Source organism: Nonomuraea fuscirosea, from assembly GCF_035917475.1.
Classification (GTDB): domain Bacteria; phylum Actinomycetota; class Actinomycetes; order Streptosporangiales; family Streptosporangiaceae; genus Nonomuraea; species Nonomuraea fuscirosea.
Genome location: NZ_CP109074.1, coordinates 11,454,472 through 11,468,742 on the forward strand (window position 1 = coordinate 11,454,472; position 14,271 = coordinate 11,468,742).

The 14,271-nt window shown below is 68.3% G+C and carries 13 protein-coding genes; 9 read left to right on the plus strand and 4 right to left on the minus strand.

From position 1 onward, the window contains the following. Positions 1-109: 109 nt before the first annotated feature. From OIE67_RS52880 to pcp, 5 genes are all read left to right on the plus strand, one after another. Complete coding sequence (locus OIE67_RS52880) at positions 110-760, plus strand: hypothetical protein (protein ID WP_326634757.1); 651 nt, start codon at positions 110-112, stop codon at positions 758-760. Positions 761-771: 11 nt separating this feature from the next. Then, on the plus strand, positions 772-1,401 hold the full coding sequence (locus OIE67_RS52885) for a TetR/AcrR family transcriptional regulator (RefSeq protein ID WP_326634758.1): 630 nt from the start codon (positions 772-774) through the stop codon (positions 1,399-1,401). 203 nt (positions 1,402-1,604) lie between these two features. Next, on the plus strand, positions 1,605-3,203 hold the full coding sequence (locus tag OIE67_RS52890; RefSeq protein WP_326634759.1) for a hypothetical protein: 1,599 nt from the start codon (positions 1,605-1,607) through the stop codon (positions 3,201-3,203). Positions 3,204-3,357: 154 nt separating this feature from the next. Continuing rightward, positions 3,358-3,834 carry a ribonuclease E activity regulator RraA gene (gene rraA / locus OIE67_RS52895; RefSeq protein ID WP_326634760.1) on the plus strand — a complete coding sequence of 159 codons (477 nt, stop codon included), beginning with the start codon at positions 3,358-3,360 and terminating at the stop codon, positions 3,832-3,834. 23 nt (positions 3,835-3,857) lie between these two features. Further along, positions 3,858-4,502 carry a pyroglutamyl-peptidase I gene (gene pcp / locus OIE67_RS52900; RefSeq protein WP_326634761.1) on the plus strand — a complete coding sequence of 215 codons (645 nt, stop codon included), beginning with the start codon at positions 3,858-3,860 and terminating at the stop codon, positions 4,500-4,502. Positions 4,503-4,631: 129 nt separating this feature from the next. Here pcp and OIE67_RS52905 read toward each other — a convergent pair whose 3' ends face one another. Next, positions 4,632-5,135 (minus strand): hypothetical protein, encoded by a 504-nt coding sequence (locus OIE67_RS52905; protein ID WP_326634762.1) that lies wholly within the window; start codon positions 5,133-5,135, stop codon positions 4,632-4,634. Between the two features lie 55 nt (positions 5,136-5,190). Between OIE67_RS52905 and OIE67_RS52910 the strand changes: the two genes are divergently transcribed. Then, the gene (locus OIE67_RS52910) at positions 5,191-5,733 is read left to right on the plus strand and encodes a hypothetical protein (RefSeq protein ID WP_326634763.1); all 543 of its coding nucleotides are present in this window, start codon (positions 5,191-5,193) and stop codon (positions 5,731-5,733) included. A 772-nt stretch (positions 5,734-6,505) separates the two neighbouring features. On the opposite strand, the gene OIE67_RS52915 is transcribed toward OIE67_RS52910, so the two are convergent. Then, positions 6,506-6,733, minus strand: coding sequence for a winged helix-turn-helix domain-containing protein (locus tag OIE67_RS52915; protein WP_326634764.1), 228 nt, complete (start codon positions 6,731-6,733; stop codon positions 6,506-6,508). Between the two features lie 766 nt (positions 6,734-7,499). Between OIE67_RS52915 and tgmB the strand changes: the two genes are divergently transcribed. The 3 genes from tgmB (at position 7,500) to OIE67_RS52930 (ending at position 10,255) form a co-directional block, all read left to right on the plus strand. Further along, a complete protein-coding gene (gene tgmB, locus OIE67_RS52920) occupies positions 7,500-8,489 on the plus strand; it encodes an ATP-grasp ribosomal peptide maturase (protein ID WP_326634765.1) in 990 nt (329 codons plus the stop codon). After that, positions 8,486-9,670 (plus strand): protein-L-isoaspartate O-methyltransferase family protein, encoded by a 1,185-nt coding sequence (locus OIE67_RS52925; RefSeq protein WP_326634766.1) that lies wholly within the window; start codon positions 8,486-8,488, stop codon positions 9,668-9,670. Before tgmB ends, OIE67_RS52925 begins: the two co-directional genes overlap by 4 nt. A 312-nt stretch (positions 9,671-9,982) precedes the next feature. Next, the gene (locus OIE67_RS52930) at positions 9,983-10,255 is read left to right on the plus strand and encodes a PadR family transcriptional regulator (protein WP_326645766.1); all 273 of its coding nucleotides are present in this window, start codon (positions 9,983-9,985) and stop codon (positions 10,253-10,255) included. On the opposite strand, the gene OIE67_RS52935 is transcribed toward OIE67_RS52930, so the two are convergent. After that, the gene (locus tag OIE67_RS52935; RefSeq protein WP_326634767.1) at positions 10,177-10,539 is read right to left on the minus strand and encodes a hypothetical protein; all 363 of its coding nucleotides are present in this window, start codon (positions 10,537-10,539) and stop codon (positions 10,177-10,179) included. The genes OIE67_RS52930 and OIE67_RS52935 overlap by 79 nt on opposite strands. Positions 10,540-10,641: 102 nt before the next feature. Then, positions 10,642-14,064 (minus strand): ADP-ribosylglycohydrolase family protein, encoded by a 3,423-nt coding sequence (locus OIE67_RS52940; protein ID WP_326634768.1) that lies wholly within the window; start codon positions 14,062-14,064, stop codon positions 10,642-10,644. Between the last annotated feature and the right edge of the window lie 207 nt (positions 14,065-14,271).

Sequence of the window (14,271 nt, forward strand, 5' to 3'; positions counted from 1 at the left end):
CGCCCTCCTGTCCACCGCCAGGGTGCAAACTCGTCTCCCTCCGAACAGGTTGACGTACTATATATTGATTATAAGGAGCGTTAACTCAAAACATCAGAGGAGTGCCGGCATGGAGTTCACCGTTCTGGGAGGGCTCGGCGGGATCGGGTTCGTGCTCGTAGGAGTCGTCATCAACGCCGTCTACCTCCGCTCCGGCCTCCCTCTCCCGACCTCCGGCAAGGGTCTGGACGCGACCACCGACTCGTACAGCGGAATCGCGGACGCCCTGAAGAAGCCGTCGGTGCTCATGCCGCTGACCTGGCTGTGCCTCACGCTCTTCGCCGCCGGACTCCTCTCCGTGCTGTGGCACGAAAACGGAGATCAGAGCGCGTGGGCGCTGGTGGGCTTCGCCGGCGTGCTGCTGCAGAACGCCACGTTCACCTGTGTCGAGGCACTGCGCTTCGGCATGGCAACGGCCGCCCGCCACGGACGCGGCGAGATGGCGGGCCTGTGGGGGATGAGCAACGTGCTGTTCGGCTTCAACCAGGCATTCCTGGCCATGGCCCTGCTCGGCTTCACCGCCGCCGGGGTCAGCGCCGGCCTCGTCCCCGTCTGGCAGGCGGGCCTGGGATATGTCAGCGCCGCCCTGCTCCTGCTGTCCGCGCTCGCCGCCCCGTACAACGTCGAAGGCGGCAACCGTCTCGGGCTGGCCGGGCTGATCGGCTGGCTGGGCTGGATCACCTGGATCGTCGCCTACAGCGTCTCCCTGCTGCTGCGATAACGTCACTCAGCATGAGCGCAGAGGGGACCCGTCGCCGCTACGACTCGCTGCGCCGTACGGCGCAGGCGATGGAGACCCGCGCCGAGATCGCCCAGGCCGCGCGCCGCCTCTTCGTCGCGCGCGGGTGGACGGCGACGACGGTACGCGACGTCGCACGCGAGGCGGGCGTCTCCGTGCCGACGGTCTACTCGGTGTACGGCAACAAGGCCGGCCTGACCCGGGCGCTGGCGGACGCCGTCGGCCTGTCCGCCGACCCCTCGCGCCAACTCGCCGAACTGGAGAGCCCGGGGGCCACGCCCGAGCGGCAACTCGCCGTGATGGCGGCCTTCGACCGGCGCCTGTACGAAGACGCCGGAGACATCATCGTCCCGCTACGCGAAGCCGCCCGTACGGAACCCGAACTGGCCGCCCTCTACCGCGACAGCCGCGCCCGCGCCGCCGAGACCCGCGTGGCGGTGTTCTCCTCGTGGCCGGCCGGTACCCTCCGCCCGGGCCTGGACGTGCCGACCGCCGCCGACATCTACGCGGCCATCTGCAACATCGACGTCTACGCCACCCTCACCACCGAACGCGGCTGGCCCCCGGACCGCGTCGAACACTGGTGGGCCGAAGCCCTGCCCCGCGAACTCCTGAACCTCTGACGACGCGCCCCCGGCCTGCCCCCACTCGCCATTGAGCCGACGCCATTGCCGGGGCTTGACTCTTGGAGCCCCCGCCTTCATGATCGCATTGCATCGAACTCATGTTCCCATACGTACCTCCAGGAGGACACGTGCGCTTACCGAAACGCGGTGCCGGCTCATCAGTGACGCGCCGCCTGCTCGCCTTCAGCGGAGCCTTAGCCGTGGCGGCCGGCCTGCTCACCTCACTCGCGCCGGTCGCCTCAGCCGCCGACTCCACGACCGACCTCGGCGTGCTCATGCCGTCCGTCGCATCTCGAAGCGGTGTCGTAGCCGCAGGCGGCGGCAAGGTCTTCGTCTCCGCGAACACCCGGATCATCGTCACGGACACCCGGGGCGTGCTCACCGGCAGCATCACCGGCCTGTCCGCCGCGGCCGGCCTGGCCCTAAGCCCCGACGGCACCCGCCTGTACGCCGCGCTGGGCGGTTCGCACCAGGTGGCCGAAGTCGACACCGCCGACCTCACCATCATCCGGCGCATCGACCTGACCGCCTACCCGTGCCCGGTGAACCTGTCGCTGTCCGGCAGCCGCTTGTGGGTCGGCCACGGCTGCTACCGCGAGACCGGAGGCGGCGTCATCGGTCTCGACCTGTCAGCGCCGGTGCCGGTGCCGGTGCCCGTCCCCATCGACGCCGACACGTTCGACGCACCCCGGGTCGCCGCCGCAGGGGACACACTGGCGGTGGCCAACACCTCCGCCGAGTCGTCCGACCTGCTGATATACGACGTCAGCGGCACCTCCGCCACCCTGCGCGGCACAATCGAGAGCCACCCGAACGACCAGGGTCTCCCGAACGACCTCGCGCTGACGCCCGACGGCTCGACCGTCATCTCCGTGGATGCCGACACCCACCAGCTCGCCGCCTGGGACGCCACCAGCCTGGCCAAGGTCCGCGACTACGCCACGGAAGCGGCAGACTCCCCGGCGGCCGTCGCGATCAGCCCGGACGGCGCCCACATCGCAGGCGGCTGGAAGAGCGCATTCACCCTGTACGGCACTCCCACGGCGACGACGCTGCACCAGACCACCCCACCGGCTGCCAATTCCCTCGGGAGTCTCGCCTTCTCCGGGGCCGACGTCTTCGGCGTGCTGCGGGGAAACAATGACAAGCGGCTCCGGCTGTGGCGGCTGCACGGAGTGACCCTCCCACCGTCCCAGCTGACCTTGACGGGGCCGTCCAGGGCGACCGCGTACGAGGAGTTCACCCTGACAGGACGCCTCACGCTGAGCGATGGTTCGGCCCCTGGCGTACAGACGCTCACCCTGACCCGTAGGTCGCCTATAAGCGGCAGTCCTGTGACACCACTTCCGGATGTGACAACCGCGGCAGATGGAACGTTCACCATCACAGACACACAACCGCCCACCAAGGTCACGTATGACGTGCTCTGGAACGGCAGCACAGATCACCGGTGGAGCAAGGCCCACAGGACCATATCCATCACTCTGCCCTCTTCGTCACTGACCCTGTCCGGCCCGTCAGAAGGGTCCGTCGGCGAACAACTCCAGTTCAGCGGCGTGCTGAAGGCCGGTGACCGGGTCTTCCCGCCGACCACCACGCTCAAGGTGCACCGCGCGCTCGCCCGCGCCGACCTGACCCAGCTGTTCGAGCTGACGCCCGCTCCTGACGGCTCTTGCAGCTTCACCGACACCCCCACCGGGCCGGGTGAGTACACCTACGCCGTCGAGTGGGAAGGCGACACCTCCCATCGGGGAACCTGGGTCGAACGCGACGTCACGGTCCTGGAGCAGCAGGAATAGCTGACGTGCTCCTGCGGTGGGTGGCCGGAGTGCTCAGACCGCACCGCGCCACCTGCCGCATCGCGTACGACGGCCTGCCCGGTCCCGGCCTTGGACGGCTGAGCCGATACGGTCACTCACCAGACTGCTCCAACCCGTGCTGAAAGGCCGCGCCGTGACCATTGTGACCGCAGACCTCTACGACGAGCGGGGCGAGCAGTTCGACTCCTGTGACCTCCAGCTCTCCCAGTACGGCGGCCGCCGCGCCTTCGCCGGCACGGTCGCCACCATCCGCTGCCATGAGGACAACGTCCTGCTCAGGTCGGCTCTGGAGCAGCCCGGCGGGGGACGCGTCCTGGTGGTCGACGGCGGCGGCTCCCTGCACACCGCCCTCATGGGCGACGTCATCGCCGGCCTCGCCGTCACCAACGGCTGGTCGGGTGTGATCATCAACGGCGCGGTACGAGACGTCGCCGCCCTGCGTGAACTGGACCTGGGCATCAAGGCACTGGGCTCCAACCCCCGCAAGAGCGCCAAAACGGGAGCCGGCGAACGCGACGTCCCGGTCACTTTCGGCGGCGCCACCTTCCACCCCGGAGCCGAACTGTTCAGCGACGACGACGGCATCCTCGTAACCCGCGCCCGACCATGACACAGGCGTACGAGAGGAAACCCATGACCCACGTCCTGCTCACCGGATTCGAGCCCTTCGACGGCGCCGGCGTCAACCCGTCGTGGCAGGCGGTGCAGCGCGTCGCGACCACGCCGCCGGACGGATCATCGCTGACGACGGCGATGCTGCCGGTGGTCTTCCACGACGCCATCGCACGATTGCGCGCGGCCGTCGAGGAGTTCGGCGCCGACGTCGTCATCTGCGTCGGCCAGGCGGGCGGAAGGCCGGGCATCTCGGTCGAACGCATCGCCATCAACCTCGACGACGCCCGCATCCCCGACAACAAGGGCACCCAGCCCGTGGACGAGCCCGTCGTCGCGGACGGCCCGGCGGCGTACTTCTCCACCCTCCCGGTGAAGGCTTGTGTGGCCGCCGTCCGCGAGGCCGGCCTGCCGGCGTCCGTCTCGCACACGGCGGGCACGTACGTCTGCAACCACGTCTTCTACGGCCTGATGCATCTCATCGCGTCCGGCCGGCCGGGGGTACGCGGAGGCTTCGTCCACGTGCCGTACCTGCCCGAACAGGTCCCGGACGGCGACAAGCCGTCGATGCCCGTCGACTCGATCGCGGCGGCCCTGACCGCGATCGTGTCCGCGGCGGCCACCACGACCTCAGACCTGAAGGAAACCGGCGGCTCCCTCCACTGACCCAGCCTCCGTCCGGATTGAGGCGTCCAGAGGCCGGCCACCTGAGTCGTGCGCCCAGCTCGACGCGAGCGGGGCGCCAGAGCAGGGCGTTCACCCCGGCGTCCTCGGTTGGTCACCTCGGCCGCAGGACTACGGAGTGGAGTCGCCAGTGCTCCCGGGCCTGGTGTCGTCGTCATCGCCGGCCGGCTGTTCGTTGACCTGCTCGCCTTCGGAGTCGTCCTCGGCGAGGCCATCAGGTGGAGACGCGTCCGCAGGCTCGAAGAGGGCTTCCAGCGACCCGGGCGAGGCGGACGACTTGAACGGCGGGCTCCAGGCGGCGGTCGCCTCAGGGTCGGCGCCGGAGTCGTGCGCAGGCGAATCGGTTCCAGGACGAGGATCGTCCGCACCGGATGGGGCGCTGTCCTGTTTGTCGAGGGCGATGACGTTGTCGAGGGCTTCGAGAAGTTGCCGCGTCCACGGGTTCTCCTCCCCGGGAGCCCTGGCGGGGAGGGGAGCCGGAGCCGGAGGCACGGGTTCGACGTATTCCGGGGTGGCCAGGCGCGTCCGCCGGGACCTGGCGACGAGCACCGCGAGCCCGGCCAGCAGGGCGACCAGGAGCAGCACAGCCGAGGTGACCGTCGTCGTGGTGGACAATCCCCACTGCTGACTGGACGCCGCGGTGTTGACGTGCGCGGGGACAGCGCTGGAAGTGGTGGTGCTGGACGCCGGCGGCGAGGCGGCGGCACCCTCGTCGGCTTCGACCTCCGGCGTGGCCGCCGTGCTCTCGTCGGCTGCGGCCTCCGGTGCGGGCGAAGGAGAGGCGCCCTCTGCCGCTGCTGAAGTGGAGGTGGCAGACGGCTCGGCTTCGTCGCCGGTCGAAGCGGCCGGTGACTCCGATGCCGTGGCGGTGTCCCCTGGGGAGGGGGCTTCGGAGGCCGTAGCGGTCTCTGTCGGCGATGACGAGTCGGATGCCGTAGGAGTGGGCGAGGTTGACTCGGATGCCGTGGGGGTGGGAGTGGCCGAGGGGGACTCGGACGTCGTGGGGGTGGGGGAGGACGAGTCCGACGACGTGGGAGTCGGGGTGGATGACGACGTCGCAGTGGGAGTCGGTGAGTCCGAAGTAGGTTGCGGCGTAGTCGTGCCGTCAGGCCCGTCCGACGTTGAGGTGGGAGTGGCCTCTGGCGTCTCGGACGGTGGCGTGCTTTCGGACGGTGGCGTGCTTTCGGACGGCGGAGTGTCGTCCGAGCCATGAGTCGACCCTGGCACGGGCCGGGTCGCCACGGCCGACGGGTCGGCACCCCCTTGGTGGTGATGCGATCCGCCGTGATGAGACCCGTTCGGGTTCCCACCGCTCTGGCTGTCGCTGTCTCGCTCCGGGGGCTGCGAGGTGTACGGCTCCTCCGGAGAGCCTTGGCCCAGCTCTTGAGACCCCGAGCCCCTCCCATGCGGGCTCTGGTAGCCGCCTTGAGCATCTTGGGAGTCGTCCGCGTTGGTATGCGGCCCATCATGAGGTCCGCCCGCCGGCGGGCCCGCATGGTCCTCATGGTCCTGCGAATCGCCGAACTCCGCATCGTCCTGATCGCCGGGAGGCCGGTGGCCCTGCTGATCCTTGGCAACGTACGGACTGGAGTCAGCCACGGAGGTCTGGCCGGAAGCCTGAGCAAGAGGCGTATGGGCGCCAGGTTCTGCCTCGGCAGGCTGATGCCACGAGGTCAAGAAAAAGGCCGAGTCGATGAACTTCTGGATCTCTGGCGTCATGGAAGCGGGGGACCTCCCTGGACGAGGCCGGATTCAACCATGCAGACCATGACAAAAGTGACAATGAAGGACTGATAGGTCTAAACCGGAAGCCTGTGGGTGGAGCGAGCGTACCTGACGTCCTCGCAGGCCAAGTGCTCAAGCAGGCGTGATCGACAGCTCTGCCGGGAGTGAACCCCAAGCCAGAGAAGCGCTGCCGCTGACTCAGTCACCGCGAACAATGGGAAAAGATCTACCAAAGCCGCCTCTGAGTAGCGGCCGGAATCCTACTTCGGCACGACTATGGAGCCCTTGCCGGGCTTGGTGGTGATCAGTCCCCTGCCCCTGAGGTCCTCCATCGCCTTGCGTACGGTGACGCGGGCGACGTCGAACTCCTCCTGAAGCTTCACCTCCGAGATCAAGGTGAGCGGCGGATAGGTGCCGTCGTCGATGCGTTCTGCGACGACGTTCGCTATCTGCTCCCACTTGTAGAGCCTGGGGTCCCACTCGATCACAGGACGACCATACGTGTTAGTGGACTTTCCGACATAGAACAGGCATGGCTAAGAAGTCTATAGACAGCATGGGACAGGTTGAGTTAGGTTGAGCGGCGTGGCGTTGGTGAGCGCCAGTCCCTGGCTCCTCCGGCTGCGGCTTGTGTGGTGCGCTCCAGGTCGCCGCCTATGGAGGCGCACGAAGCGACTGAGATGGCTCCTCGCTCACCAACGCCTGTTCATCGATAGCGATCTTCGCGGGGCGCCGTGGGGATCGCTCGTCAGGAAGGACGGTGAGTTCCTGTGACCGATGATGACGATTTCCACAGCACGCACCCCGCTCCGCCTGGTCCGGACGCTGTGCAGATCCAGTGGAGGCCGGTCGAGCGTCGTCCGGATCCAGTCCATGTCCGGAGATGCACCTGCGAGTGCTTTCCGCTGGTCTTTGAGGACTGCCGGGCCGGAGGGATGGGGTTCATCCGGCGGTACGACCGGTCCGTCGAGCCGTGGGTCATCGAGGAGAGCCCGCGAGTGAAGGTCGGCGAGGCCGAAACGCTGTGGTGCCAGCTCATCAGCGGACAAGTGAGATAAGCCGTCGTCACCGCTCCAGGCGGTCACCGAAAACTTCCCGTACTCCTGACGCCCCGGCCCCCTGGCGCCAGGAGAGAAGCACTGTCCGGAAATACCTGCATACCCGCGCAAGGAGGATCAGTTCGATGCTTACGAGCACCAGGCGAGACGACCAGTGACGGGAACGGCCCCAACGAGGAGAAGGTCAAGGACTGACGTGACGCACACCGTCCTGATCATCACCGACGACGCCGACACCGCGGCCGAACGCGTCGCGGCCGAGCTGACCGGCCGCGGGGTTCCCGTCGTCACTCTGGACACCGCCGACTTCCCGGCACACGTCTCGATGGCGGCTCACATCGAGACGGGCAGCCGCGGTTGGTCAGGCGTCGTCGGTACGGTACGCGGCGAGCTCGACCTGGCCGGCGTGGGCGCGGTCTACAGCAGGCGTCCGACCCAGTTCCGGATGGACGAGCGGATGTCGTCCCCGGAACGTGCCTTCGCCTACGCGGAAGCGCGTAACGGGTTCGGCGGCGTGCTGGCCGCGTTGCGGCAGAGCGGCTGCCTGTGGGTCAACGATCCGATGGCCGCGATGCGGGCCGAGTGCAAGCCGATCCAGCTGGTCACGGCCGCTCGCATCGGGCTGAACGTACCGAAGACGATCATCACCAACGATCCCCAGGAAGCGCACGCGTGGGCGAAGGAGCTCGGCGGGCCGTTCGTCTACAAGGCGGTCGGTGGCATCTGGCATGCGGACGAGGGCCAGGTGCGGGTCATCTACACCAAGCCCCTGGATGACTCTGATGCGCTGCTCGATCCGGCCGTGGCTCGTACCGCGCAACTGTTCCAGGAGTGGGTCGACAAGGCCTACGAGGTGCGGGCGCTCGTGATCGGCGCCCAGGTGCTCGCGGTGCGCATCGACAGCGCCAGCGAGCAGGGCACGATCGACTGGCGCAGCGACTACGACTCCCTCACGTACGAGCGCATCGACCTTCCCACCGAGATCAGTGATCGGCTGGTGGAGCTGCACGACCAGCTGAACCTGGTGTACGGCGCCGCCGACCTGATCTGCGACCCGCAGGGCCGCTACCACTTCCTGGAGACCAACCAGAGCGGGGAGTGGGGCTGGCTCAACCAGCGGGCGGGCCTGCCCGTGCCGGAGGCGCTGGCGGACATCCTGCAGCGGGGCCCGGCATGGGCCCGGTGACGCCCCCGGACGGCCTCACGTTCGACGACCTGATCGCGAAACTGGCCGCCCACCTGCGCACCCGAGGCTCGCTGACAGACGAGAGCTGGGAGGAGGCGCTTCGTGCGGTGCCCAGGCACCTGTTCGCTCCCGCCGCGGCGTGGTTCAACTCGAACCATGCCGGCGCGCCGCGGGGCAGGTTCGCCGTCGACGAGGACCCGGTGGGCTGGTGGACGGCCGTGTACGCCGACACCTCCATCATCCTGCAGACCGACGACGGGGCCGGCGACCCGCTCAGCGGCAAGGGCCTCTTCTCGTCGTCGGTCTCGGCTCCCGGCATCGTGTTCCCCTTCCTGGAACTGCTGGCTCCGCAGAAGGGGGATCGCATCCTGGAGATCGGTACGGGCTCCGGCTGGACGGCAGGTCTGCTGTCGTGGGCTGCCGGAGCGAACGGTGTCGTCTCCATCGAGGTGGATCCTGAGGTGGCGGCTCGGGCCGCGGCCAATCTCGGCGAGGCCGGATTCGCCCCGCAGCTGGTGGTCGGTGACGGAACCGAAGGCCGGCCCGAGCCGGCCCCGTTCGATCGGGTGCACGTGACCGTGGGAGTCTCCGACATCCCGATGGCCTGGATCGAGCAGACCAGGCCGGGCGGCGTCATCGTGCTGCCCTGGCACGCCGGCGGCCTGGTCGGTCACCGACTACGCCTGAAGGTGCTGAACGAGACCACGGCGGTCGGCTGCTTCCACGGGACGGCCAGCTACATGATGCTCCGCGACCAGCGCTACAACACCAGATGGACCAGCCACCACCACGAGGCGGCACACCGTTCCACGACGAAAATCCACCCTCGTACCTTCTGGAACATGGACCTGGGGGCGCAACTGCTGTGCCATGCCCTGGTTCCTCGTGTCGGCTGGCACGACGTCAGCGAGGACGGTGAGGACTCCCTGCTCCTGTACGAGCTGGACGACCACACCGGCGAAGGCGCTTGGGCGGCCTGCGACCGGAGGCCTGAAGCGGCTGAGGGGGAGGTGGCGCAGTATGGTGAGCGGCGGCTTTGGGATGAGTTGTCGTCCGCCTATCGGCAATGGGTCTCGCTCGGCAGTCCCGGTTACGACCGGTTCGGGCTGATGCTCGATCCGGCCGGCACCCACCTGTGGCTTGACCGCCCCAGCGCCCGGAAGTGGCGGGTGCAGACCTGACGAGCATCAAGGCCCGCGCCCCGGCTGACTGCCATGCCAGTTTGCGCCCCGGTACGCGGGCCGCTCTGTGGGTTCAGTACAGGCTGCGGTGGTACGCCAGGTATCGCCGATCGACCTGGTGACCGGGAACGGGCCGCAGGGTGCCCATCGCCTTGCCGGTGAGCTGGTTGATCAGATGTCCAGCCGGTGACCTGCGGGCGGCGCCCGGAGAGCTGGGTCAGGCTGTTATGGCCGACAGGCTAATGTCACGCTGCGTGCTGGATATCTAGAGTTCGATATATGGCAGATGGTCCCCGGATGACCTTGCAGACGATGCTGGTGCTGCAAGTACTGCTGTCCGATCCAGCCCAGCGTCGTTACGGCCTGGAACTCTGCGAGGAGACTCGCCAGCATCCCGGTACGGTGTACCCGATCCTGACCAGGTTGGAGCGCGAATTCGGATGGCTTGAGCGTCACGAGGAAGCTCCGGCCGAGCACCTGGCTGAGGGACGCCGGGCTCGCCACTACTACGTGCTGACCGACGAGGGCGCGGTGAAGGCGCGTGCCGCTCTCGACCGAGCCGAGCGGTCACGCGCGCTCAGGTGAGATCGGCGCCGCGCCTGCATGGCCGGTACGACGACGAGCAGCGCGACGTGCCACCAGAACAGTCCGTCGAGCACCACCTTCGACCAGTCGACGCTCTTCTCCAGCGCTGCCGGATCGGACCTGATCGCATCGATCGCGGCCACATTGTCGGTGGTGGTGTAACTGTCCAGCCATGCCCAGGGATAGCCCAGTCCGCGATGGTAGCCGTACATGCAGCACACGTCCTCGCACACCACCAGCATGCTGAGGAACAGCCCGGCAAGCGTCAGCGCCGTGGTGGCCAACCAGCCGACCCGGGCCGCGCGGCGTGCGGTGACAGCGACCCACAGCAGCAGCGCGCCGCCCAGGCAGAGCGCCGCACCGCCCGTGGGTCGCTGATCCAGAAGTCAGCCGTACGCTGCCTGTCGCATGGCGCGGAGCCCTTCGGCGAGTGTGTCCAGACCTGGTGGGAACGCGACTTGAGGTGCCCAGGGGATGTCCGCCGTGTCCTGCCGGCAGCTCAGGACGCCTCCGATGATCGCGGCCACGGTGTCGGTGTCTCCGCCGAGGCCGACCGCGTACCGCATGGCTTCGATCGGTTCGTCGTGAAGGCGTAGTAGATGGAGGATCGCGCCCAGGGTATCCGCGACGTCCAGGGAGACTCCGCCGGGCGGGGGCTGCCATGGCGTGGGGAAGGAGACACCGAAGTGATCCAGTTCTTCCCGGGCAACGGTGATCAGCTCCTCGCCGGGACAACCTTCGAGCGCCCACGATCCCATGGCCGCCACAGCGCAGGCGGCGGCGACGGCGCGTGGGTCGGCGTGGGTGGTCTTGGTCATGCGTACGGCCAGTTCGCGGCGGCGTTCGGCTTCGATGGCCGGCAAAGCCCAGCCGATGGGGAGCACCCGCATCATGGCGCCGTTGGTGGATCCGCCGTCGGCGACCGCGGATCCGGTGGTCACGAACCGCTGCACGGCTCCGCGCGTGGTGGGGCCGGCTCCGCGCATGGTCGGGAGGGCTGCGGTCAGGGCCTGGAGGAAGGCCAGTTCTGAGCCGCCGGTGTCGATCAGGTTGCGGGCGAGCAGGAGGAGTTGTTCGGTGTCGTCCGACGTACTGCCGAGTGGCCAGTCGCCTCGGGGGGTGAGCGTTTCGGTCAGGCGGATGTCCTGGGGAGGCTTGCCCTCCCAGGGGACACCGAAAGCGTCCCCGCAGCAGAAGCCGGTGAGCCCGTTGAGGATGCGGCGTGCCGGCGGGACCGTCTGGTCAGGGAACAGCAGGGTGAGGACGCCGAAGCCTCCCGAGGCGCTGGCGCGTCGGCCGCGGTCGGCGTACCGGACGCGCTCGCGACCGTGCGTGAGGCGGGCCAGGGAGAGGCAGGCGGAGGCGACGTCGTACGGGGTGCCGTGGTGCTCGAACTCCCGCAGCGCCTGGACGGTCAGCTGCCGGGCCTTCGTATGGTCGCCGTCGGCCCGGTGGACGTCGGCTTCACTGTGGGTGATTCTCGCCGCGAGCAGGCCGTCGCCGAGGTCTCGGGCCATGCGGCCGGCCTCGGCCAGGGTTTGGACGGCTTCCTGGGTTTGGACGGCTTCCTGCTCCAGACCCAGACCGCATCGGGCCTTGCCGAGACCGTGAAGGGACTGGGCGATCCCGCGGGCGTCTTTTGCGGCTCTGCGGATGGCGAGGGCTTCTGTCTGGCTGGTCAGCGCGGTTTCCCAGGCTCCGGTGGCCTCGGCGATCAGTGCCGCGTCCTGGAGCAGGCCGGCGTGCAGGGCTTGATCGCGCTGGTGGACGGGACGGGCGGCGACGTCGCTGAGCGCCTGACTGATCAGCGTGTCCGCGCGTTCCGTGTTGCCGGAGAAATACTCGATCTCGCCGAGGAGCTTGAGCCAGGGCGCCTGGTCGGTGGTGGAGTTCAGGCCCTCGGTGGCGTGCTCACGGCCTGCGGCGAAACGGCCCCGGTACAGCTCGATCTCGGCCAGGCGCAACAGCGAGTCCCCTCGGGCGTCCTCGTCCGTGAGCGCCAGAGCAGAGTGGGCCAGGTGCTCGGCGTGGTCGAAGTCGCCACTGCAGAAGGCGACCTCGGCACGTACGAGTACGGCGTACGGGGAGCTGAAGGGGAGACCCTCGATGAGGGCTTCGGCGTGGGCCCGGTTGCCGAGACCGAGATGGGCTCTGGCCACCCGGTACAGGCAGCGGCCCTTGCCCTCGTCGCTGTCGATGGGCAGGTCGTGGAGGAGGTTGGTCAGGGTGCGGCAGCGGTCGAAGCGGCCGGTGGCGAGGCTGCGGTCCATGAGCGCGATCCAGGCGGCCACGCCCTGGTCGGGGTCGAGGTGGCTCAGGTGGTACGCGGCCTCCAGCTCGGCGGTGAACTCCTGGCCTGCGGCGAAGTGCCTGGCCAGGACGTCGTGGGCCTGCCGTACCTCGTCCGGACGGACGTGTCCCAGTGATCGGCGCAGGAGGGAGTGCATGGTGTACGCGCCCGACCCGCCGACCGTACCGCCTCGTAACGGTGAGATGAAGGAGAAGGCCGTCAGCTTGTCGAAGGCGCTGCGGTCGCAGGGGAAGCCGAGCGCTTCGCCGAGGTGGTAGAAGGTGTCGGCGGTGAAGGAGCGGCAGGCGCTGACGGCCAGGATGCCGTACTCGGCTTCGGTCGGCAGCCTGCGGGCGAGGTCGTGTTCCCTGCTCTTGATCAGCGTTCCGAAGTCTCCAGCGCTGAGCCGGGGGCCGGCGGCCAGCGCCACGTCCGCGCATAGGCCGAGGACGTAAGGATGCACCTCGTTCGGGGCGGTGGAGGCGTAAGTGACGAGTGCCGTCCGCATGGCTAGATCGGTAACGCCGGCCAAGGTGAGGTACTGGGTCGCGTCGGCGGTGGTCAGGTGACCGACCAGGCGGTGATCGACGTACCGCTCGGGGATGGGGAAGACCGGAGCGGACGGCCACGGCGGGCGGGTGCGGCCCGCCACGACGGCGACGATGCCGGCTCCCAGGTCGAGCTGGCCGAGCAGGCAGCGCAGCCACTCGTCGCGTATCGGCTTGTCGGCGTGGAACAGGTCGTCCGTGTCGCCGAAGAACGCATCGTGGGTGTCGAAGAGCAGCGCGATCCGGTCGTGCTCGGCGGCGGCGTCGTTGAGGTCCTTGGCGAACAGCCGTGGCAGCTCATACAGAAGGTCAGGCTCGGGGACGAGGGCCAGGATGTGGTCGGCGTCTTCCTGGGAGAGACGGCGTCGCACTCGTCGGCGGGTGAAGGTCTCGTCCATGCGAGAGGTGAGCAGATCCTGGCCGCCGCGCAGGATCGGCAGGATCAGTAAGGCGTCGGCGATGTCGAGCGCGATGCCGACCTCGCTGCTCGGGAACAGCTCGCGGATCCGGTGGGCGAGGTCGAAGCCCAGTTTGTGCAGGTACGTGATGGCGGCGAAGTCGAAGCGTGGGGTGGCGATGCGGTGGTGGGCAAGCTGGCGTTTGATCATGAACAGCGCCGAGAACGCCTCCAGCGGCCGGTCATCACCCGCTGGCCGGGCACCGAAGTCGATCCTGGCCACGGGCACGCTGCGGCCGTGCTCGGCGAGACGGTCGAGCAGCTCGGCATCGGGGGTGCCGCTGATGTCCGGCCAGTGGTCCGCCCGGAGGCAAGCCCGGGTTTCCAGGTGGCGGAGGAGCAGGGACTTGCCGGTGCCGTCGGGGCCGTGGAGATAGAGGATTCGGTCTGGGGGAGGGTCGTCGTTGATGAGGGTGACGATGTGGCGGGTCAGCTTGAAGCGGTTGACGAACCGGTCGAGCGAGCGGTCGTGCGTGACGGCCGAACGGGGGGTGCCCTCTTGGGAGATGGGCACGGTCAGCTCTGTACGGATGTGAGTAGCAATGTGGTGTCCCGCCTCAGGTAGACGAGTGATGCAACGGGGTTGCATGGCCCAGGTCTGATTACGCGAGCCGTTCCAAACTTTTTTACACCGCGGTGCGGAACGTTTCCATCAGGTTGGCCCAATCCCTCGACTGCATTCCAGGAACGCACACTATAAAGATCGATCAATCTGGTCGGT